The organism is Paenisporosarcina sp. NPDC076907 (genome assembly GCF_050269735.1).
Classification (GTDB): Bacteria; Bacillota; Bacilli; order Bacillales_A; family Planococcaceae; genus Paenisporosarcina.
In genome coordinates, this window is sequence record NZ_JBNNIX010000003.1 from 75,527 (window position 1) to 96,918 (window position 21,392).

Here is a 21,392-nt window from a genome sequence, read left to right on the forward strand (position 1 = left end):
ATGCCACAACACTTGTAGGCATCCATTTTCCACTTATTTATTAGGATTTTTTAATTCTATCTTCACATCACCCTCAATGTAATTTGGATATGCAGACAATTCAAATTGAAGAGGATTCTTGTAATCGGTTGTTTCGAAATTAATAATTGCCTGACTTTCCATTTCCCCTGAATCGTACCTCATAGCGGACGATGGTGAATGTATTAATTTCCCTCCGGCATCTTTGATTTTACTTGTTAAATCAAAATTGTAATCTCCCTCTTCTGCATGAGTTAAGAAGAAATTCACCCGTTTTTTATTTGTATCACCCAAATGCAAGCGTCCATCACGCGGACTGTTCAGTAAAATGTTTTTTTCTGTATCTACGACTACAATAGCTTCATCCTGATTAATTGCCTGTAACTTATTAATGCGTAAATATAGTTCTTTTGGTTGTTCAAAGTAATTGCTTTGTAAGTATATGGTTTGTTCTAACTCTCCTACTCCACTTCCACTAATTCCACCTCTTGAACCCCAAATCTCTCCATTTTCATCTTCTAAACGTAAATCTGAAAAATGTAAGATTTTTTTTGAGTTTTCCGGATTTATTTTAATTCGCACATCTACGCGGAGCGGATGAATGGTTACCTCTTCAATCGTGAACTTTTGATTTTCAATTTCAATTTCTTTACTTAACACAAACTTATGGCTTGGTTTAACATTTTCGGGAACAGTAAATGGAATAGTAAATTCATATTCTTTTCCTTCTTTCTCGATCGTCATTAAGAGTGAAAATGATAAATCATTAAACTTCGTTGGCTCTTGAAAATGGAAATCGATTTTATTGCTAAACTCTTTAATTGCTTGATCATCATGAGTGGTACTAAAACTACTACTACTAGGTGAACTAATTTCGTTATTTTTTAATTCTACATTTTGAACCTGCACATTCTTAATTGATTCGTCAGATTTAACTGTGTATAAAACATTGATTCCTGATTCGTCCAGAATGACACCATCTACGGTCAGGGTTAGATCTTCCTTGGTTTGAGAAGCATTTATTTCTTGATAATAGTCATTTTCAAAAGCTGATGTTAAGCCCTTATCATAGTGAATCATTGCAACAATTTTCTCAAGGCCCGATATAGATGAAACCGCATTTGCAAAAGTTGGGGACACACGAATGGATGTGGCCAATGTGATCATAAGAAGTGCAGCTGCTGAAAGCATTCCATAATTTCGTATTTTTCTCTTTTTCTTTATTATTTTTTCATGCTTGGCACGTTCAAATCCTTGCAAAATTGCGCCATCCACCATTTCTGTAGGTATACTGATATGTTCAAGCTGTTGGCGAAGTTCATCCAATTTCTCTTGCTCTTTTTCATACATGATCCATTTCCCCTTTCTCGGTTAGATGTTGGCGCAGCGTTTTCATGATTTTGTGAAGACGGGATTTGACCGTGCCCTCCGGGATATTTTCCATAACTGCAATATCCTTAATCTTCGTATCTTGAAAATATTTCATATAGACCAATTGTTGTTCCTTATCAGATAGCTTATTTAACGCTTCCTGCAGTTCAAGTTGAACCGAACCATTATTTGTTGATAGACCATTTAGATTCTCAGCATTTGTAAAACGCTTCTTTTTATTTAGCTGATCCTGGCAATAATTCATCATGATACGTGTCAACCATGTTTTAACGTAGGAAGGTTCTTTGACAGTATGAATTTTTTCGTATGCTCGATATGTTACTTCCTGCATTGCTTCTAATGCATCGTGTTCATTTCTTAAAAAAGCGAATGCTGTCCGGTATAATGTTTCTTTATTAACTCGCATGACACGCAAGAACGATTCATCATCTCCTGCAATTGCCCGTTTGACGATTTCAGTTTCCTCCAAATCGATCCCTCATTTCAACCTCTGTTATGTATTAGACAGTTAACATTCAAAAAAGTTCATATGAAAAACAAAAAAACCTGCCACTTTATCGTAGTGGTCAGGTCAATGATGCTCAAGTTGTATTTTTTGTGCAGCTTCCTTCATGTTTAAACTTACAAATGAATATCGTTCCTTTAACATTTCAACATGTTCAAATATACGCTCTAAAAATCTCATGTTTTCATCCAAATTTAAGCCGAAGTTATGAGGATGCCACCAAAGATGATAGATTTCTCCTTTTTTGGCGGCATAGGTAAGACTATTTTTAATTCGAATTAAGCGGAAATATTCCAACATTTTCATTTTTTTACTATACGGTCGGAGAAAACGACTCGCTGGCAGGTTGATAATCGGATTTTGACTACTCTTTTCCAACTTGTACGTATGATGCCCAGTTAAATTTATATAGTGATCAACTAATCGTGTTGCCCTTTTGAGTGGGTGTTGTTGTCCATAATTACTTGCCTCGTATACCCAGCTATTTTCATTTCCTCTGTAACTGATAACTCCATGTTTTTTACAAATCTCCAAGTAATAGTGATCAGTTTGATTTCTTGGAAAAATAAATGACTTCATATCAACATGCCGCTTTTCCAAAATGTTCTTACAAGCGATTAAATCTGCTTCAAATTCTTCTACTGTTTGTCCTTCTTCCAAACAGTAAAAATGTGAAAAGGTGTGTGAACCAATTTCCTGATGAGGCGTTTCTGCAATTCTACGAAGAAAGGAAGCGCCAAAATGGAAGGGGTCCATTGATTCGTCTTCACCCACCCTATCCAATTTTTCGTAAGGGGAAAAATATGATTCCCGATAGGAAGGTTTTAGTTCGGGCAGGTTTTCCAACATCTCTTGTTTCGTAACAAAACATAATAAACCGACCACTCCCCAGGTTGCGTGAACTTCATATTGCTTAAACAAATCCAACATTCGAGGAATGGCTTTTCTTGCCCCTAGTAAATGGGCTCCGTACTGTTCCAATGAAAATACATCGTGTACTCCCCAGTTCAGCTCAAAGTCCAGTGACACAATTAAGGATCCCGGTTGGGTCATTGATGTTTCCAACGAGAATTCATTTTCACTTTACGTATCCACAAAATAAACTTTCCCATCCTGTTTTTTGGAACATAACCGGAATATGCTTTCACTATTTCGCCCCCAAAGCCCATTTTAAATTGACGAATGTTTTCATCAGTTGTCAAACTTCCTAAATCATAAATTGCGTGTCCATTCTTTTTGAACCATAAAATATTTTTCCATAGTAAGTATCGACTTGCCAAACTGTAAAGACGTTTTATATCAGGTGCATTGTTTCTTCTATAATGAGAAGCAGAATACAAGGTCAATGCCCTTATACGATCTGTCAGGTAAATGCGATAACACAATGTTTCCTCTTTTTCACCCAAGATTTTCGTTAATACGAGGGCATGTTGGTCCCGTAATAATTGCAACGTTTTTAAGTGAAAAGCATTACATCGATGGGTGTGTTTATTTTTTGCAAAATGATTGTAGAATTTCTGAAAGAGTAGTAAATCTTGATTTGTGGGGTCAGTTTGGATGATGTGTGTAAAAGATTTTGCTGCAGCTTGCTTAATTTGACTACGGTTAGACTTCCTTAGATTTCCAAAGAGTATTTCTTCTGGCAAATTCAAATTAATTTGATAGGTTTTTTGTTCTGATAAATTGGGAATTGGGATTAGAGCATTTGAATAGCTTACAATAGATGAAGACAAATTCTCCTCATGCAGTTGTGTTGCATAATAAATTTGAGCAATTTTTATATACCAACTTGTTCTTAAGAGGCTTAATATATAGGTCACTCCCTGGGTGTAGAGTACGCAGAAACTTGAGTTGTAGATTTAGAAAAGACACTTCTCTTTTTTACGCTTTTCACATGAGTAAAACCTAATTGTTGTAGATGCTTTGTCACTACTGCATCCTTCTTAGCTGTCGAAACAAAAATATCATGCACATTCTTATTTTCTTGTCTCAAGAACGAACACATACTCGACAAGTTATGAATTTGCCAGTCTGCTATAAATGCACTGTTCTTTGGTAATGGCTGCAAATAATCGACTTCGTCCAAACGAATGGTACGAGGGTGCATCCAAAACATTGAAATAGTTGAATCACCATATGGCTTAAATCCTTTGTAAAACCACTTATTTATTTGAGATACGTTATGGTGTCTTTTCCTAGCCTCTGGATAAACGAGAGATTGAAAATCCCTCACTTCTTCATTTCCATTGGTTTGCTGATAAATATCAACTGATTTTTGAAAATAGACTTTCCCAAACAGCCTCCAAATAGCTCTTCTCCATTCTTTAAACGTTGCATTTCGAAGAAAATAAAGCTTTCTTCCCATAAACTCCCGCTTAAACAAAACGATTTTATAATTCCTCTTTAATACAGCATTAATATGACCCTTGCCTCTAATAAGTTGGTATAACATTTGGGCTTGCCATTCGTTCGATGAAAATATGAAGTTATTCGTATAATCTACTCCCGTATTCCATTCAAATTTATAAGGTTCATAGCCAATGCTTAAATCAAAAATTCTAATTGCATTCTTTTGGCTATTAGCGATCAATTCTTTATCCAGTATATTTCCCGGTCCATATATTCCGAAATCGGGATCGTGTCCAATCACATAACCAATCATACGCCCTCGGCAATTCAATTCGTATAAAAAAGCAATCATCTGGTTATCAAGATACAACCCTTCGACTTTTGCCTTCATCGGTCCTTCATGGATGTTAAGCAATGCACGATAAAATTTCTTATGTTCTTCACTCGTAAATTGACTTGTATCCATTTTTTGTTTCCACTGTTTGTCATGCATGGCGAAGACACAATCTATTTCATCAAGACTACTTGACTTTTGTTTTACTTCACCTAAATATTTTAGTCTCTTTTCCCTTCGATCCAGCCCGTGAATTTTTCTTCTTTTTTTCAAATAGTCTTCTAGATTGATCTCTTGCGTCTTAATAAATGGAGTAACTACTGAAAAGATAGTGGGCTCACAGTTTCTTTTTGCTAAATACAGACTCAGTATACTTGTAGATGGACTGCTTGATAATAAGCCATGTAAATTAAAGATGCATTTCGGCATCGAACGCTTTAACTCATCGAAAACAAACTCAATTACTTCTTCTCTAAAATGATTATAGACAACAAAGTCCATATAATTCGCTTCTCCACGTCCTATGAACTCAATCACTGTGTTCTTCCATTTGCGAGTGATTTGAAAAGGGAAAAATGCAATCACTTTCTCATCTTTCTCAACTATGATGAATTCAATTGCTCGATTTACCCCAATGTATCTCCACCAATTTTCCACCCATTGAAACTCGATAAAGGGGTTATCGTTTTGATTAACTTCCAAAATATGATCCCAGGTTTTTTTATACGGCAACAAGTAATCTAGTTTTCGAATATGGTAGAGTTTCAAATTGCTCACCCCCAGTTATTTGCTAGCATTATATGTGACAATCGTTTCCGATAATCCTTCTTCTAAAGAATGAGTTGCTTGCCAACCCAGTTCATTGATAGCTTTTTCGTTCCCCAGAAAACTTTTTTCAATCTCTCCCAGGCGTAAAGGAAATTTTTGAGGTTCTACCGTAATGCCTGCCAGTAACGATGTCATAGAAAAAAGTTCGTTAATTGTCGTTTCTGAACAGGAGCTTATATTAAAAATTCCAGTTTTTGTACTTTCCATGGCTGTTCTGCAGGCTTTCGCTACATCTTTTACATAGACAAAATCCCGTGTTTGATGCCCACCATAAATCACCATTTCTTCACCCTTCAAAAGTTGATTAATAAAAATAGACACAACTCCCGCTTCCCCGAGTGAATTTTGACGTGGTCCATAAACATTTGAAAACCGTAATATACAAGAGGATAAGTTATATAAGCTTTCATATAATTGGGCGTAACGTTCACTTGACCATTTGGACAGGGAATAATACGACAAAGGATTGAGCGGGAATTCTTCATCCACAGGAAGAACTTCTGGATTACCATATACAGCTGCGGACGATGCCATGATGACTTTTTTGACACAATGGATTCTCGAATACTCTAAAACTCTCAAAGTCCCTATAATATTCGTGAGTCCATCTTGAATTGGATCTTCAATTGACTTCATTACTGAAGCTTGTGCCGCCAGATGAATGACATAATCAGGTTTTTCTGCTTCGAAAATATGTTTCAGAAGTGGCTCATTAATATCCACTGAATAGACTTTACATTCTTTTGGCAAATTTTTAGCATTTCCTGTGCTGAAATTGTCTACGACGACAACTTCATAATTATGTTCTAAACATTCATCCACAACATGAGATCCTATAAATCCTGCCCCACCTGTAATCAATACTTTCAACAATCCTTCTCCTTTTTCCGCTTAATGTCTACAACATTTTGATACACGCTCTTAGTTTGAACATACATTTTTTCAAAGGTAAACTGCTCATGGAACAATTCCTTGCTGCGCTTTCCCATCTCTTCTCTTAATGAAGCATCCGTTAATAATTCCGTCAGTCTTTCAATAAGGATTCCCTGATTTTGTTTGGGAATTAAAAAACCGTTTTCCTCATCGATTACTGCTTCCTTTACACCACCAACATCTGATGCAATAATAGGCAACCCTGCTTGCATAGCTTCCAGAATACTTAATGGCAAGCCTTCATAATCGGAAAGCAAAACGAAAATTTGCGAATCGCTTAGTGTTGACTCTATTGACTTCATTGCCCCGTAGAAACGAACTCGTTCTTGAAGATGATGAATTTGAACATATTGTTTAGCCTCTGTTAAATGAGTTCCTTCCCCCACGAATGATAGTTGCCAAGGGAGATTTTCAATTTTTTCACATGCTTGAATTAAATCCATTTGTTTTTTAGGAACATCAAACCTGGCAACCATTAAAATGTTTATGAACGCTTTCGCTACATTTTCTGTAGGTAGTGTTTTTTTTAGAGGTAAGACTCCGTTATGAACCGTTTTAATTTTATGGCTTGGTAATACAGAATTCGAAATAGCCAACTGTCGATCATAATTTGAAACCGTAATTACACGATCGGTAATTTTTCCAAGAACTTTTTCAATTGTGATATAGACCTTTCTTTTCTCAGATGAAATCCCTTCAGTAAATGCCCATCCATGTGCTGTAAAAACAGTAGGAATCCCGAGTGATCGAGCAGCGATTCGACCAATTAAGCCCGCTTTAGAAGAATGAGTAGCTACTAAATCAGGCTGAGTCTTTTTTAGTAACTGTCGAACTTCAAAGATAGCTCGTACATCATAATATGGATGAACTGCCCTTTTAAGAGACAGACTTTGAAAATATGTTATCTTCTGATCAATTTCAAGAGATGAATCCAATCTTTCGCCTGTGATGATGGACACCTCGGAACCTTCTGCTACCAAACGATTGGACAAGTCCCGAACATGAACTTGAGCTCCACCAATCGTATCCATTCGAGTAATCACTTGTACTATTTTCACCCGTCATCTCCTCTTATTTTTGGTGCACACCATGCTAGGGCCAAGATTAACCAAAAGTGTCGCCAATGAAGTGTATCTATGAAAGCGCTATTGAAGGCTAGACCAATTAAGGATGCAAAAATGACTAAGAAATAGGCGGCTGAATCATTGCTAGATTGTTTATAAGATTGATAGGCTTTGTGAATGCTAATGAATAAGAGAAAGATAAAAAGAAAAATACTCAGAATCCCATTTTCCGTTAAAATGCGAGCATACAAACTGTGCGGGGCAATCTGGAAAGTATATTCTGATTGTCCAGGTCCAATACCAAATGGATTTCTGAAGCCGGTTAAGATTGCTTCTTTTTGTGTTGCAAAACGAGAATCATCATATCTTTGCAAGCTCAACCGAGATTGGAATAAACTCTTTACAAATGGACTGTTTGCTAGCCATATCAACACCGGTAAACAAAGTATGCCAAGGCTGGTAAATGTCTTTACTCTTTCTTGCAGAAGTTCTTTTTTTGTCAATGTAAGATATAACACGAAGGATATAATCCAATTTCCCCATGCCGCTCGAGAAAAACAAACGAAAATAGCGGTAATCAGCAACAGAAAGGTCAGAGCATATAGTGTTTTATTTATTTTGGAAGAGTTTTCTTTTTCAAACAAACTGATGGCATACAGAGATGGCATGATTAGAAATGGTCCAAAAACATTGGGATCTTTAAAAAATGCTTTCGCTCTCCCGAACATCAATAATAAATCGTCATAGGGAAGCAAACGAAAATAAGCAAGGATTCCAATCAATGCAGATATGACCGCCGTAATTAAATAACCATTCATAATGACTTCTAGGAGAGACGTTTTTAATTTTTGACCAATGCCTACGATTGAAAACCAGGAAAACATTAGATAGATTGTTATAGCTAAATAAGCAACACCAACTTGAAGTTCTCTAGCAGCAAGCAAAGAAGTTAATTGAAATACTAAAAACAGTAACATTACAATTAGCGGAGTAAACACATCTCGTGTAAAACTAGTAAGAAATAAGAGCAAACTGCCTCCCATTACCAAAAGCATTAAAAAATCATATGGTGAAGGCTCAATCAAAACGAAAGAACTGGTCAGCATCGTAAAAAACAATAAATAAAAAAACCATTTAGGGGCACGATCAATCATGGAAGATCTCCTCTTGCTTTTGAACCTTAATGGTACTCCAAGCAAAAATTCCGTGTATTAAGTACCCTATTGCACTCATTAAGCTAATGCATAACAACGATGCGGAGGGGCTGACGAAAAATTCCAATGCTAAAAATAATGAAACACAAATTAATATAAATCGAATCAATTCGCTAATGAATTGTTTTCCTAGTGCATTAAATACATAGAAATTAGCAGAAATCGGATTAATAATGATTTTCATGAAATATAAAATGGCTAAGATCTGTATGAATTCAGCTGCTGGAATCCACTGTTCCCCAAAAACGAGTTTAATAGCAAGATGGGCAAATAGTGCGACTAACCCAATAATGACTAAGCCCATATAAAACATCTTCTTCACGGTATCCCAAAAGAATTGGCGGAAATTCTCAGGTGAATCTCTCGAAGTTATCGCCGCTTGAGACAAATATACTTGAGAAGCAGAAAAGCCAATTAACCCCTCTGGTATCGTCAGTATCTTTTGCGCAAGGAAAAACCAGCCTGCAGTTTTTGCATCAAAATGAGCAGCTAAATAAAATATAGGCATTTGGCTTCCCAAACTATTAATCAAAGCAGCCCAACTTGAAACAATGGGATAAGATTTATAACCGACTAACACCTTTAGTAATGATTTTGGTTTTATTTTAAAAGTTGTTGTCTTTCCTTTTTTTATTAATCGGAAATAATCAAGCGAACCGGCAATCCTACCAATGATTTCTCCGATTAGTAATCCTAGTAAGCCAATATGGAATAAGCCTAGAGCAAGCTGACTAGAAATTTGACTTGCATTCATTGTCATTTTTGCCCGGGATATCATCATGTATTGTTGTTGTCGCAATGCCCAGGAGTTGAAAGCCTGGAACAGTCCGATCCCGAGTAAACTGAATGACAGCATCCACATATAGGTGTCCAAGGTTGGAACATTTAAGTATTCCGCAAGTGGAACAAAAAATACGAGTACAAACAATAATCCACTTAAAACAAATGCAAAACCAATCGATAGAACGAGTAAATGAAAAGCGTCGTCTTCATCTTCTGGAAGGGGGATTGCCGTTTCATATCTTAAAGAAACGAGAATGGTTCCAGTATATAAAAGGGATAAAAAAACAGAGTACACACCAAATTCTTCTGGTGTATACATCCTGGTTAACAATGGAGTTGTTAAGACAATTAATAGATTTGATAAGGCTGTTCCTGCCATTAATACAGATAAACTTCGAAAAAATGGGTTAAATAATAATTTATTTTTCCACTGTGAAAATCGATTCACCTGGCCATATCCTCACTCTCTTTCATTTCACTAATAACCTTTCTATCCCTTCAGTGTTTTCGGCTGGAGTGTTTGGAATTCCTTTCCTTCTAGTACATTTATCGCGTTCTGTTGTAAGTAGCTGACAAATTGGTTGCCCATCTTTTGTTGAATTACGCGGTATGCTTGTTTAATTAAAAAAGGACGATGATGGAGATTATGTGCATCAGAAGCAATGAAATGAACGATTTGATGCTGGCAAAGTTTCATCACAAACCGTTGCAGGTTTTTTCCATTTGAACCTGTGACACTGCCTGCCGTTACTTGTACAAGAGCACCTCTCTGAACCAAATCGAAAAGCTTTTTGGGATTACGCAGAAATTCTGCATTCTTCTCAGCATGCGCGATAACCGGGATATATCCTTTTAACTGAAGCTCATAAAAAATAGAATCTGTGAAATGAGGGATATGGTTTGTTGGAATTTCTATTAATACATATTTATGACTGTCCCCAAGCGTCAAAGCTTGGAAAGCTAACTCATCAATCAATTCCCCGTGAAGGTGTATTTCCATACCCGGACAAATAGTTATTGGAATTTCCTTCAACTGCAAGTATTCGTTCAAAATGCAGATTGAATTTCTAACTTCATCCACATTTTGAATGAACACACCATTACGGTGATGCGGTGTCGCCACAATATGAGTTACTCCATTTTGTACCGCATTTTCTATCAGACGTATTGCTTCTAATTCAGTAGCTGGACCATCGTCAAGCCCAGTTAAGACGTGATTGTGTAAATCCACAAGCAAATATGGTCCCTCCCTTAAGAATAATAAGAACTTGATCGGATAGAGCCTTCTGCCTTGTTTAATATTGTTCCGATCAATGGAGCTTGGACTTGTTTTAACTGTTCGATTGAGTAGATAGACTGTTCAAGCTTTGAAGATTCTGCATTTACTACAAACAAGCAACCATCCACATTTCCAGAAACATGTAATGTATCAGCAACTAGTAATGGTGGCGTATCGACAATGATAATATCAAACTGTTGTTTTAACTCTTCCAAGAAGGCTGCAAATTTTGCTGAAGACAAAAGCTCGGTAGGGTTTGGAGGAACAGGACCAGCACTGATGAAAGAAAGGTTCGGTACTTTAGTGGGCTGAATAATATCCTGCAGAGTATGATCCCCAGCTAAATAGGATGTAACACCCAATCGTTTTGGTAATTGAAATAGCTTACGGCCAGTTGCTCTTCTTAAATCCGCATCGACATAAACCGTTTTCTTCTGATCCATCGCAAATACAATACTTAAATTTGCGCTCACAAATGATTTCCCATCACCTGGCTCGGCACTTGTAACAAGTAGCGTTTTGGCACTTTTTTTTGATAAAACATAGAGAAGATTGGCCCTAATAGATCGGAACATTTCAATAAAGACATCGTGTGGCTCTAAGTCATGTAAAAGCTTTCCTTCTCCACTAGGAATAACTCCAATGACAGGATACCCAAGAGCTTTTTCAGCTTTTTCAGGTGTATCCAGTACGGTGAAGAACATTTCTTGAATCAGAACAAAAATATAACTGACCAATAATCCAACGATTGCTGAAATGGCAAAGAATAACACCGGATTTGGCTTAATAGATTTTGTATCTTCACCGACAATGGCGGGACTTAATATATGGACATTTTCCAAATTCATCAATGATTTGATTTCTTCTTGGAATGTTAGTGCCAGTGTATTTGCCAATTTGGTCGCTTGATTAGGAGTTTGTCCTTCTGCCAATATGGTTAAAATTTGTGAATTGATGTTCGATTCAATTTTTACTTTTCTATTTAATTCCTCTTTGGTATACGTTTCTTTAAGTAAACCATTTACTTTATTTAAGATGCGATTGCTCTTCATTAAATATTTATAGGTTTCTATCAAGCGTAAATTTGCTTCAATTTCCCCGCTGGAAACAACATTGGCCGTCGTGAAGTTAACAAGTACATCAGTCTTTGCTTCAAATTTTGGTGGAATAGCAAAGCTACCAAAACCTCCGATAAGTGTTATGTATAAAGTGACCAATAGAATAAATTTCTTTTTCTTATAAAACAAATTAATAAAATCACGAATTTCAAATGATCGTTTCATAAAGACTAATAAGCCCCCTTACCTCTCCAAATTGCTACAATTGTCAGCATTATAATTTTCATATCCAGTTTAAAGGAGCAATTATTCACGTAATACAAATCATGGTCAATTTTATGTCCGTGGCAACTATCAGCTCGCCCATTTACTTGTGCCCATCCAGTTAAGCCTGGTTTCATTGAAAGCCGCTTCATTTGAGTGTCATTGTAACAATTAGTAATTTCTGGAATTTCTGGTCGAGGTCCGATCAAACTCATTTCCCCACGTAGCACATTCAAAAGTTGTGGCAACTCATCAATACTTGTTTTTCTTAGAATCGCACCAACTTTTGTTACCTCAGAATTGTGAGGTGATTTAAAAATAAAATCATTTGGAACTCCTCCATTCCAATGGAGTGTAATTTTATTGGAATTTGAATGGCTATTCTTCATCGTTCGAAACTTAATAATCTGAAAAGGTTGAGTTAAGTGGCCCGTCCTAATTTGAGTAAACAGAATAGGTCGTCCCGAACAAATTAATAAGATTAATGAAATGAATGGATATAGAGGAAACAAGATCAGTATCAATATTGAAGAAACACACATATCTAAACAACGTTTTCCGAAACGCTGATAAATCCAAAGTGAGTTTGGTACTTGCTTTAGTGAACGAATTCTTTCCAGATTCGCTCCTCCTTTAATAAAATCATACATTTGCAGATCCATTCTAATGTCAACCTACTTGATTATATTCACCCCCCTCTTACCAAAGAACTATGATTTGGGCGCCAACAAAAAAACACGCCTTTCGAAATGAATCGAAAGACGTGCGTGACGGTGATTAAATCCATCTACGTGAATCATGTAAATGGAGACGGTGTGTCCCCCATCCCCTTACATCAACTTAATTGTCGTTGTTCTGTCCTTACTATACAATGCATAAGGTTATTCGATGTTTTCTAATGATTAAAACACCACTCCCTTTGGTTTTCTTCTAAGTCTTAGGTCTTAGAAAAAGATAATTCTAAGGATCAATGTGGAATAAACTCCTTTTTTTTACAATGGAGAAGTAACTGAAACAATGAAAAAAAGGAGCGTGTTGGTTGAAATATTTATGACATTTTTTAAATTTTTTTTTTGCATTTATAGGATTTTATTTAAATCAAATTTGTGATTTTTTGGAGGAAACTTTTTATGTCGATATTTACGAAGTGGGCTTTTGGAAACAAATCCGCTGTCGCTGTATTAACCATTTTAATATTGGTAATAGGTATTGTCAGTTATTTTAGATTGCCAATGGAATTTTTACCATCTGCTGATAATCCGCAAGTTACCATTATTTCTGTGGGTCAGGGAACTGACTCCAATACGATGGAGTCAGAAGTAACCTATCCGATTGAAAGAGCCGTTGCAGGAATGAATGGAAAAACATCCGTCTTTTCTACAACAGGAGATGGATTTTCAAAAGTAGACCTGTTTTTCGAAGCAGGATATGATATGAAACAAGCCAAACAGGATGTTCAAGATGCATTAAATAATGTAGCTTTGCCGCCCTATATATCCAAGCCAACAATATCACAACTTAATACATCTATGATTCCAATTGCTAACATTGCTGTCACCTTTGAAGAAGGTTTGACTACAGAAAATATGGATTTTACACGTGAAGAGCTTCAATCTCTTTATCAAGAAATCAAAGGGGTCTCCAGTGTAGATCTATATGGTATTACTGATTCCGTCATTTCCGTCGATATTGATGATGAAAAATTGACGGAAAATCAGATTTCTCTTCAAACAGTTATGGGCATTCTTAATGGTCAAAATACTGCTGTAGCTGTCGCTGAAAAGATTATTGACGGAAAATCAAGCAATATTAAAGTGATCGGTGATTTAACAAGCATTGAAAAACTGAAAGGTTTAACTGTTTCACCTAGTGTGACGCTTGGAGATATCGCAACCATTGAGGAAACAATAGATGCAAATTTCATTAGTCGATTCAATGGAAAGGAAAGCTTAGAAATTAGCATCACAAAGGACAGTCAATCCAATGCGGTGACTATTAGCAAAGAAATCGAAAAAGTGACAAAGGAAATCAATGAAAAGTATGATCAGCAGGAATCTGTTATTTACATATCTTCTGCTGATATGGTTCAAAATTCCGTTCATACTATGATAAAAGAAGTTCTTCTTGGTGCACTATTTGCAACAATCGTCATTATGGTTTTCTTGCGAAATATTCGTTCTACATTTATTACCATTGTATCGATTCCTCTATCCCTATGTTTCACGCTATTCCTTCTGTCATGGTCTGGTGTAACATTGAATATTTTAACGCTTGGTGGTGTCGCTGTTGCTGTCGGACGCCTAGTTGATGACAGTATTGTCGTCATCGAAAATATTTTTCGGAAAATGCAGACTGAGAAATTCTCAGTTCAAATGGTTATTGACGCAACTAAGCAAGTGGGGGTTGCTATTACTGCCTCTACATTAACAACAGTAGCCGTTTTCTTACCAATGAGTTTGCTGAATGGTGGACTTCAAGAATTTCTTTTACCATTCGCTTTAACCGTTACTTATTCCTTATTAGCATCCTTGATTGTCGCGTTGACTGTTGTTCCGTTAATGAGTGCGAGATTATTAAAGAATACAAAGATTCCAGATCATAAACCAGCTGTTTGTTTCCCCAAAATAGTTACATGGTCCTTAAATCATAAATGGATTATTTTCTCGATTTCCCTCTTCCTTTTCATCGGATCTATAGGCACTTACTTTTTCATTCCAAAAGGTGCAGTTGACAACTCTTCAGCTGATTATGTCTCGGCCACACTGAGTTACCCGAATGATACGCCATTGGAAGAAGTTAAGGAAAAGACAATTGAACTTGAATCATCCATTCGAGATATGGATGAAGTGAAACACGTGTTTTCACAGGTAGGTTCTCCAGCTGAAGCAGCTCAATATGGCTATGTTGGATCACCGACTGAAGCATCCTTAAGTATTTTATTAGATGATAAAAATGATACAGACCTCATAGTGAATGAAGTTTTAAAGAAAAAAAATCAATATCCTGATGCCCTTTTAGAAGTAACTTCAGCCTCCTTTATGATGGGTGGATCAGGTGCAAATATCACCATTGATGTAGTCGGTGATAATTTAGCAGAGCTTGAAGAAGTGGCCAGCAATATTAAAGAAAAAGTGCAAAACATTGAGGGTGTCGAGGAAGTATCGACCAATCAAGATGAAAAGAAAACTGTACACTCTCTCGTTGTAGATCCAACCAGAGGAAATACAGAACAAATCGCACAACAATTAGGTGCGATGTTAAATAAAACACCAATTGGAACGATTAGTTTAGATGACAAGCAGAAAACTGTATTCCTGGAACCTCTCCTGGATACGGATACACCTGAAGACTTGGAGAATATACAAGTCATGACAAATTCCGGTCTTGTACCAGTATCGTCCGTTGCAACATTACAAAGTGAAGAGCTTTCAACCAATCAGTTTCATAAAGATGGAGATGCCTACCTTCGCGTCACAGCATCCGTTGATCCTGCAAAACTATCGGAAATCTCGAACACAATCAGTCTAGAGATTTTCGGCGATCAAAAAGACAATATAGGCATGGATCTTCCAGAAAATGTTGAGGTTCTAGTCGGTGGATCAAGCACCCAACAGACAGATGATTTCACTGATTTATTTCTCATAATGCTTGTTTCGATCGGCATTGTATTTTTAATTATGGTCATCACATTTAAGTCAATCAGAGCCCCAATCGCCATTCTTTGCTCCCTTCCACTTGCTGCGATTGGTGCCATTTTAGGAATCCTGATCAGCGGAATTCCAGTTGATATCACAGCACTTCTAGGAGCATTAATGCTTATTGGTATCGTCGTAACAAATGCGATTGTTCTTCTAGACCGAGTAAAACAAAATGAACAAAAAATGATTATTCGTGATGCTCTTGTGGAAGCAACAGCGACAAGGATGAGACCGATTTTTATGACTGCGATTGCAACCATCTGTGCGATGCTTCCACTACTACTGAAACAAGCTGAAACAGGGAGCTTAGTATCACAAAGTCTAGCTATTGTTGTGATTGGTGGCCTAGCCATGGCAACCGTTCTGACTCTGATCGTTATTCCTTGTATGTATGAATTGCTTTATTTTAGAAAATCTAAAAAACAAAGAATTAGTCAAACTGCAGATCAAGATGCTTCCAAACTGTAAGAAAAGAGTAGAAGTTTCATTAGAAGTTTTTTTAGCCCATAGGAACAAGTAATTCTTCAGAAAAAAAGCATTATCTCTTTTGAGATAATGCTTTTTTAATATACAATTTTCTGGGATTACGGTTACATTTACAGTATTCATTCTAACCATCTATATTAAAAGAGTTATAAAAAACTCTAAATACTCCTACTCATTGAATCCTACTTCATTCATTTCTATTCTCCATCACTATCTGATTCTTCTTTTTCTCTTGAAGGTAAAATACCCATTTTCTCTACAACTTTTGGTAAGTTCATAGCAACAAACATTAAAATTGCAGTTATAATAGCTAAATCGTATGCACCATAGCCAATTGTTAACCCAACACAAGCTGTAATCCACAGATTTGCAGCAGTTGTAAGACCTCTTTTTGCATTATCTTTATCTACCCAAATTACGCCAGCGCCAAGAAATCCGATACCACTAATTACTTGTGCTGCTAAACGCATCGGATCCATATAAGCCCCTTGATTTAGAGATGACAGAGCCATAGCTAAAGCCGATCCTAAACATACTAGTATATGAGTTCTAATACCTGCTTGCTTATTTTTAATAGCTCTTTCTAAACCAATTAAAAATCCTATAAAAGTAGCTACAATTAGTCTTATATATAATTCAAAATGTAAATCGAATAATGATAAAAATAAATTCATAATGCATTTACTCCTTTAAATAATATATATTTCGGTAACAAATATATTCATTTACTCCTTTAACAATACATTCATAATTATTTGATCTGTATTTATTATCATACATATATCCTTAATATATTTAAAGCACCAGCAAGATTTTCTTCCTAATATAAAAATAAAACATTTTAAAACATTTGAACTTGGGACTCTAAACTTTTTTTACTTCAACGCTTATAAATGTTGATATATCAATATTTTACACTCTAGGAAGTATTACATATTTACGAACTTGCCAACAGGTAATTCAGCCAGTACAACACCTTTATTCACAATCTTTAACGCAGGTGCAAGAATAGGTTTCATAGTATTCCCTAACCTTTATTTACACAACAAAAAACACGTCTCTCGATATGAATCGAAAGACGTGCATGATGGTGATTAAATCCATCTACATGAATCATGCAAATGGAGACGGCGGGAATCGAACCCGCGTCCAGAAAAAAGTCACAATTTCTGAACTCAGTCATATCAAGGGGTTAAGCAATGTGCGAATCTTACATATCCCGAACAAGGTTCGCAATCAATCTTCTGACCCTAATTATAATCGAAGTTTTTCATTTTGCAACTTTTAGACTATATAGTCCATCTGCACAATTAATAAACCTGTTTGCACATTATCAATATGACTTACCTTGTATTTCTTTCCTTCAACTGTGTACTCATTATTAACTTTTACATAAAGTACATTGTCATCATTCTTAGAAATTTTAGCCATCAAGGAATTTTGTAACACCATCATTCCACCTGTATTATTTGGTGATCCAATTCGGTTGAATCCAATTACACAAGGAACTTCATACACTTCCTCAATGTCGTCATAGATAGGTCTACCTAAATCATCATAATCAACAATTACCTTTGTTGTTCCACTTATAACAGTCAACGCAGCGTTACAGTGTTCCATGATGTTCTTATACTTGTTGTGACGTTTGCTGATGGATTCAGTGACGATTAGATACTTATTCCCCTCATGCTCAACTACATCGCCTTGATTAACCTTTTGTACAGTGTGAAGATGTTTGCTTTCCTGTTCATCATTTTTGTTCAATGTACCATTAGTGACTATTGCAGGAATCATGATTTCATTCACTTTGATTTCAGTTGCTACTGAATCGAATACATCATTTAAAATCGTGTCATCAAATAATTTCATTCTAAGCACCTCACAAGTACAACATGAAGATGTCAGAGTTTGAAGATTGATCCGATTTCATTTGTCTGATTCTACGTGTTAATTGGTCAATACGTTGAGTTAAGTTTTCATGAAACTCTGATACCGTCATATCATCCAATCTGATTGTTTTCATTAATGATGGGTTGTTAGCAATTGATTCTAATATAGATAACGCAGTTTGATAAATAGCCTTTTTGCTATCTGCTGATGTTGCATTGTAATCCTCATGTGGTTGTAAACCGTTCTCTTGTAGGTAGATTATTATCTCATTCTGTGAGAGGTCAATCCCCTTTGTTTCCATTTCTAAGCGTTGTAAATTATTCATATGCTCAATCCTTTCTGTTGGTTGGTATTTCTTCTTTAGATAATTGCTCGATGTATTTAGTTATGGCTGATGGTACAGGAACACCTATTGCACCAAGATTTTCTAGGATTGAAATCCCTTCGTTACCGATATAGAAGAATACAATCATGGTACGGAATACTGGAAGTCCTGTTCCTGTAAGCAAGTCAAGCATGTTGGCAAATATGATAACTAACATGAAAGTACCTTTTCGCAAGATACCCTTGAATCCAACTGAACTTCTCAACTTACCTGTATAAGCACCCTTGATGATTCCTGTAATAAAATCAATTGCCATAAAGACAAGTAAAATTGTTAGAGATATATGCCATGCACCTATAAGGAAGGTGAATCCTGTGGCTAATGTTGATAATAATAATAAAATTAGTTTTTCCATTTATGTGAACACCTCCTGTGGTGGGAATTTGGACAAAAGAAAAAGCCACATCAGTTAGATGTGACCTCCATTGCTTGATTCTATTCTTTTAATGATTTTAATTTTCCCATTACAATTTCGTAAAACTCTCTATTATGACTTGAAGTTAAAATGGAATATTGTCTTAAAATATTTTTAACACTTTCTGAATCCTTACCTTTATCATTTTCCTTCAAATAATCAATCGCTTTAACAATCCAAACATTAAACTTTTCAATATCCATGGTTGACGCTCTAATTCTTGCTCGATAAGCCTCAAAAGAACCACCTGTTTTTTCACCCTCAGAGTTTTCTAACTCTATGCCTTCTTCGATTAATTTATCTAATACGTTTTCCAAAATTAACTACCTCCCCTTATATCTACTCAATTCGACATTAGGCAGGTAATTCCTTTTATGGAAATAGAAATTAATTAGACTTTATTCTTCTTCATTCATTTTCCATTCTAAAAACTCTATTGAATCATCTAAATCACCTGAATCTCCGTCAAAATCAAAATCTCCAGGTTGATAATTAGATCCTCCTCCACTGCCACATGATGTAATCATTATCATCAAAATACCAAGCACTAAAATTAAACCTAAACATCCGAAAGCACAACCCTTTAATTCAGTCTCAGCATTTATTTGCGGTAGGTTTGTTTGTGGACTAATTTCTTGTTTACTTTCTTCCATGATGTTCCCCCTAATTTTTGTAATATTTAATCACATAATATCATGACCATTTACTCATGTATAGGGAAAAACAGGAAATTTTATGGGCGTGAAAAAAGTGATATGGTAGGCGACTCATTTTGAAAGTAGGGGTATCAATATTTTAAATAGGATAATAAATACAACAGGGGAATCGAACTCAAGTTCAAGTATCATCTAAACACTGATTTAACGCTAAAGTATCATAATGAATATTATACCACCGTACATATACACCAATAAAAGCAAGTTTTTATCATGATATTGGATTGGATAACGGTATACGTATACTGATTTAAACGCTGACAATATTATACAGTTCATATCATTTATTAAAAAAATATTTTTGAATACTGATCCAGTCCACTGATTTTTTTATAATAGGTAGCAGACCGTTTATATAACAGGCGAGAAATTTTCAACATATACCCTATACCCTATACGTCTACTCTCGCCTATGTTTGCACTCAATTATTTCCCAAGATTATTTCCCAACTCATCAACTTTCAATTTCTCATCAGCCATATTATTACCCTCTGATTTTATTCGAACCAATTCCATACCTACATCAGATGTCATAGGACTTTGCTCTAGCAAGGATTCCATACTCAATGCTCCCATTGCTCTCAATTCTTTAAGGTTTTTAATTACCTCAGCGTTATTACTTGGTAGGTCATATGTGAACAGAACATCAAACGTACTCCATGCCTTATCATCAATGACTACTCCCTTATAACTAAGTAATGATCGAACCTTATCCCATCGTTCATACATACCTTTACGCAACGTCTGTTCATTCATACCTGCCTTAACACTAGCAAGAGAGAACAACAAGCGTACACTCTGCTCACTCACGTTACTTATCTCAGCACGTCCCATTGATACAGATGGTGTCATACTAATGTCTAGCAGCGACTGATACAATTGAGTGTAGAGTATATCAAATGCTTTAGCGTCAATGGTTGCACTAGCAAATCTGAAATCTCCACCATCATCTAACTGTATGCCCCCACCTGTTATGTGCTGAGGAATAGCCCCCTTCAATTGTTGTCCAACTATCACAGGTACAGGATTAATCATCTTGTATAGTCCATCAACTGTTTTACTGATTAAATCCTCCATGTTATCCAATATGCCCATGAAGTCATCTAACTGTGATTTGCCTTGTACGTCACTATGTTCATTAGCAGATACATAAGCAACTGGTAAGCCACTTAGATTTGCATACTGAGCAGTTAATTTTAATGCTCCACCTTGATTGTTCCATTCCTGTACTTTGTCCTCATGGTAGACAACATAGTAACTAATCCCATCAAATACATATGATTCAACAAAGCCAATCATTTCATTATGATGATTAAATACAGGTGTACCCTCATCACTGTTAATAATCTTACTTGTGATATAACCTTTCTTATCTAAGTACACATACTCAAACACGTTTCCATATTTCAAAAGGCGACTAAGGATTTCAATGTTTTTCTGATTGAACTTACCTAGTTTATTTACCACTTGGAACTCCTCAACCATTTGCTCTTTACCTGTGATACTTACAGGATTCTTTAATAAGAATTGTGTTTGAAATGCCAAAATCGTTTTAGCCATATTCAATACAATCTTACGTGGCTCAACCAACTGTCCGTTATATTGAAAGTTGCTACGTTGTAAAATCTTGTGACTTCCTTCTAAGTAATTCTTTTTGTCCTGCACATCTTGAATACGTAATTGGTTGTGTACTGATCCAACTTCCTCCACGAACCATGTAGTATCGTTATCATATTTTACTTTTATATATTGTTCTAAATTCATATTTCCAATCCTCTCTA

General features: G+C 35.9%; 20 protein-coding genes and 1 tRNA gene. 1 reads left to right on the forward strand and 20 read right to left on the reverse strand.

The genetic code is table 11. The features are described 5' to 3' along the window. Positions 1 to 33: 33 nt before the first annotated feature. The 12 genes from ACQKEV_RS11910 to ACQKEV_RS11965 all read right to left on the reverse strand — a co-directional run bounded on the left by ACQKEV_RS11910 (position 34) and on the right by ACQKEV_RS11965 (position 12,683). Entirely contained in the window at positions 34 to 1,368 is a 1,335-nt protein-coding gene (locus tag ACQKEV_RS11910) for a DUF4179 domain-containing protein (RefSeq protein WP_427446359.1), read from the reverse strand. Then, complete coding sequence (locus ACQKEV_RS11915) at positions 1,361 to 1,879, reverse strand: sigma-70 family RNA polymerase sigma factor (RefSeq protein WP_427446361.1); 519 nt, start codon at positions 1,877 to 1,879, stop codon at positions 1,361 to 1,363. The genes ACQKEV_RS11910 and ACQKEV_RS11915 overlap by 8 nt, the downstream gene beginning before the upstream one ends. Positions 1,880 to 1,981: 102 nt before the next feature. After that, a complete protein-coding gene (locus ACQKEV_RS11920; RefSeq protein ID WP_427457891.1) occupies positions 1,982 to 2,968 on the reverse strand; it encodes a polysaccharide deacetylase family protein in 987 nt (328 codons plus the stop codon). Next, positions 2,965 to 3,648, reverse strand: coding sequence for a hypothetical protein (locus ACQKEV_RS11925; protein ID WP_427457894.1), 684 nt, complete (start codon positions 3,646 to 3,648; stop codon positions 2,965 to 2,967). Before ACQKEV_RS11925 ends, ACQKEV_RS11920 begins: the two co-directional genes overlap by 4 nt. An 83-nt stretch (positions 3,649 to 3,731) precedes the next feature. After that, a complete protein-coding gene (locus ACQKEV_RS11930) occupies positions 3,732 to 5,366 on the reverse strand; it encodes a GNAT family N-acetyltransferase (protein WP_427446366.1) in 1,635 nt (544 codons plus the stop codon). A gap of 15 nt (positions 5,367 to 5,381) precedes the next feature. Beyond that, positions 5,382 to 6,296 (reverse strand): NAD-dependent epimerase/dehydratase family protein, encoded by a 915-nt coding sequence (locus ACQKEV_RS11935; protein WP_427446367.1) that lies wholly within the window; start codon positions 6,294 to 6,296, stop codon positions 5,382 to 5,384. Next, positions 6,293 to 7,417: a glycosyltransferase family 4 protein gene (locus ACQKEV_RS11940; protein ID WP_427446369.1), complete on the reverse strand. Its 1,125-nt coding sequence runs from the start codon at positions 7,415 to 7,417 to the stop codon at positions 6,293 to 6,295. Before ACQKEV_RS11940 ends, ACQKEV_RS11935 begins: the two co-directional genes overlap by 4 nt. Next, positions 7,414 to 8,577 carry an O-antigen ligase family protein gene (locus ACQKEV_RS11945; protein ID WP_427446371.1) on the reverse strand — a complete coding sequence of 388 codons (1,164 nt, stop codon included), beginning with the start codon at positions 8,575 to 8,577 and terminating at the stop codon, positions 7,414 to 7,416. Before ACQKEV_RS11945 ends, ACQKEV_RS11940 begins: the two co-directional genes overlap by 4 nt. Next, positions 8,570 to 9,868, reverse strand: coding sequence for a lipopolysaccharide biosynthesis protein (locus ACQKEV_RS11950; RefSeq protein ID WP_427446373.1), 1,299 nt, complete (start codon positions 9,866 to 9,868; stop codon positions 8,570 to 8,572). Before ACQKEV_RS11950 ends, ACQKEV_RS11945 begins: the two co-directional genes overlap by 8 nt. Positions 9,869 to 9,910: 42 nt before the next feature. Continuing rightward, positions 9,911 to 10,651 (reverse strand): tyrosine-protein phosphatase, encoded by a 741-nt coding sequence (locus tag ACQKEV_RS11955; protein WP_427446664.1) that lies wholly within the window; start codon positions 10,649 to 10,651, stop codon positions 9,911 to 9,913. 20 nt (positions 10,652 to 10,671) lie between these two features. Then, positions 10,672 to 11,982, reverse strand: a complete 1,311-nt coding sequence (locus ACQKEV_RS11960; RefSeq protein ID WP_427446375.1) for a polysaccharide biosynthesis tyrosine autokinase — start codon at positions 11,980 to 11,982, stop codon at positions 10,672 to 10,674. A 5-nt stretch (positions 11,983 to 11,987) separates the two neighbouring features. Then, on the reverse strand, positions 11,988 to 12,683 hold the full coding sequence (locus ACQKEV_RS11965) for a sugar transferase (RefSeq protein ID WP_427446377.1): 696 nt from the start codon (positions 12,681 to 12,683) through the stop codon (positions 11,988 to 11,990). A gap of 468 nt (positions 12,684 to 13,151) precedes the next feature. Here ACQKEV_RS11965 and ACQKEV_RS11970 point away from each other — a divergent pair, with 468 nt between their 5' ends. Next, positions 13,152 to 16,187: an efflux RND transporter permease subunit gene (locus tag ACQKEV_RS11970; RefSeq protein WP_427446379.1), complete on the forward strand. Its 3,036-nt coding sequence runs from the start codon at positions 13,152 to 13,154 to the stop codon at positions 16,185 to 16,187. A gap of 215 nt (positions 16,188 to 16,402) precedes the next feature. Here ACQKEV_RS11970 and ACQKEV_RS11975 read toward each other — a convergent pair whose 3' ends face one another. From ACQKEV_RS11975 to ACQKEV_RS12010, 8 genes are all read right to left on the reverse strand, one after another. Then, the gene (locus ACQKEV_RS11975; protein ID WP_427446381.1) at positions 16,403 to 16,879 is read right to left on the reverse strand and encodes an MgtC/SapB family protein; all 477 of its coding nucleotides are present in this window, start codon (positions 16,877 to 16,879) and stop codon (positions 16,403 to 16,405) included. A gap of 448 nt (positions 16,880 to 17,327) precedes the next feature. Next, positions 17,328 to 17,425 (reverse strand) — tRNA-Ser (locus ACQKEV_RS11980). Positions 17,426 to 17,489: 64 nt separating this feature from the next. Then, positions 17,490 to 18,074 carry a hypothetical protein gene (locus tag ACQKEV_RS11985; protein ID WP_427446383.1) on the reverse strand — a complete coding sequence of 195 codons (585 nt, stop codon included), beginning with the start codon at positions 18,072 to 18,074 and terminating at the stop codon, positions 17,490 to 17,492. 10 nt (positions 18,075 to 18,084) lie between these two features. Continuing rightward, positions 18,085 to 18,420: a hypothetical protein gene (locus tag ACQKEV_RS11990; protein ID WP_427446385.1), complete on the reverse strand. Its 336-nt coding sequence runs from the start codon at positions 18,418 to 18,420 to the stop codon at positions 18,085 to 18,087. Positions 18,421 to 18,424: 4 nt separating this feature from the next. Then, complete coding sequence (locus ACQKEV_RS11995) at positions 18,425 to 18,835, reverse strand: phage holin family protein (RefSeq protein WP_427446387.1); 411 nt, start codon at positions 18,833 to 18,835, stop codon at positions 18,425 to 18,427. A gap of 80 nt (positions 18,836 to 18,915) precedes the next feature. Continuing rightward, entirely contained in the window at positions 18,916 to 19,212 is a 297-nt protein-coding gene (locus tag ACQKEV_RS12000) for a hypothetical protein (RefSeq protein WP_427446388.1), read from the reverse strand. A gap of 81 nt (positions 19,213 to 19,293) precedes the next feature. Beyond that, a complete protein-coding gene (locus ACQKEV_RS12005; protein ID WP_427446390.1) occupies positions 19,294 to 19,548 on the reverse strand; it encodes a hypothetical protein in 255 nt (84 codons plus the stop codon). 489 nt (positions 19,549 to 20,037) lie between these two features. Continuing rightward, positions 20,038 to 21,375, reverse strand: a complete 1,338-nt coding sequence (locus ACQKEV_RS12010; protein WP_427446392.1) for a phage portal protein — start codon at positions 21,373 to 21,375, stop codon at positions 20,038 to 20,040. Positions 21,376 to 21,392 lie beyond the last annotated feature (17 nt).

Coding starts and splice junctions, on each gene's coding strand:
- ACQKEV_RS11910 (WP_427446359.1), bottom strand. CDS start 1,368: ATGTATGAAAAAGAGCAAGAGAAATTGGATGAACTTCGCCAACAGCTT.
- ACQKEV_RS11920 (WP_427457891.1), bottom strand. CDS start 2,968: ATGACCCAACCGGGATCCTTAATTGTGTCACTGGACTTTGAGCTGAAC.
- ACQKEV_RS11945 (WP_427446371.1), bottom strand. CDS start 8,577: ATGATTGATCGTGCCCCTAAATGGTTTTTTTATTTATTGTTTTTTACG.
- ACQKEV_RS11960 (WP_427446375.1), bottom strand. CDS start 11,982: ATGAAACGATCATTTGAAATTCGTGATTTTATTAATTTGTTTTATAAG.
- ACQKEV_RS11965 (WP_427446377.1), bottom strand. CDS start 12,683: ATGGATCTGCAAATGTATGATTTTATTAAAGGAGGAGCGAATCTGGAA.
- ACQKEV_RS11970 (WP_427446379.1), top strand. CDS start 13,152: ATGTCGATATTTACGAAGTGGGCTTTTGGAAACAAATCCGCTGTCGCT.
- ACQKEV_RS11975 (WP_427446381.1), bottom strand. CDS start 16,879: ATGAATTTATTTTTATCATTATTCGATTTACATTTTGAATTATATATA.
- ACQKEV_RS11985 (WP_427446383.1), bottom strand. CDS start 18,074: ATGAAATTATTTGATGACACGATTTTAAATGATGTATTCGATTCAGTA.
- ACQKEV_RS11990 (WP_427446385.1), bottom strand. CDS start 18,420: ATGAATAATTTACAACGCTTAGAAATGGAAACAAAGGGGATTGACCTC.
- ACQKEV_RS11995 (WP_427446387.1), bottom strand. CDS start 18,835: ATGGAAAAACTAATTTTATTATTATTATCAACATTAGCCACAGGATTC.
- ACQKEV_RS12005 (WP_427446390.1), bottom strand. CDS start 19,548: ATGGAAGAAAGTAAACAAGAAATTAGTCCACAAACAAACCTACCGCAA.
- ACQKEV_RS12010 (WP_427446392.1), bottom strand. CDS start 21,375: ATGAATTTAGAACAATATATAAAAGTAAAATATGATAACGATACTACA.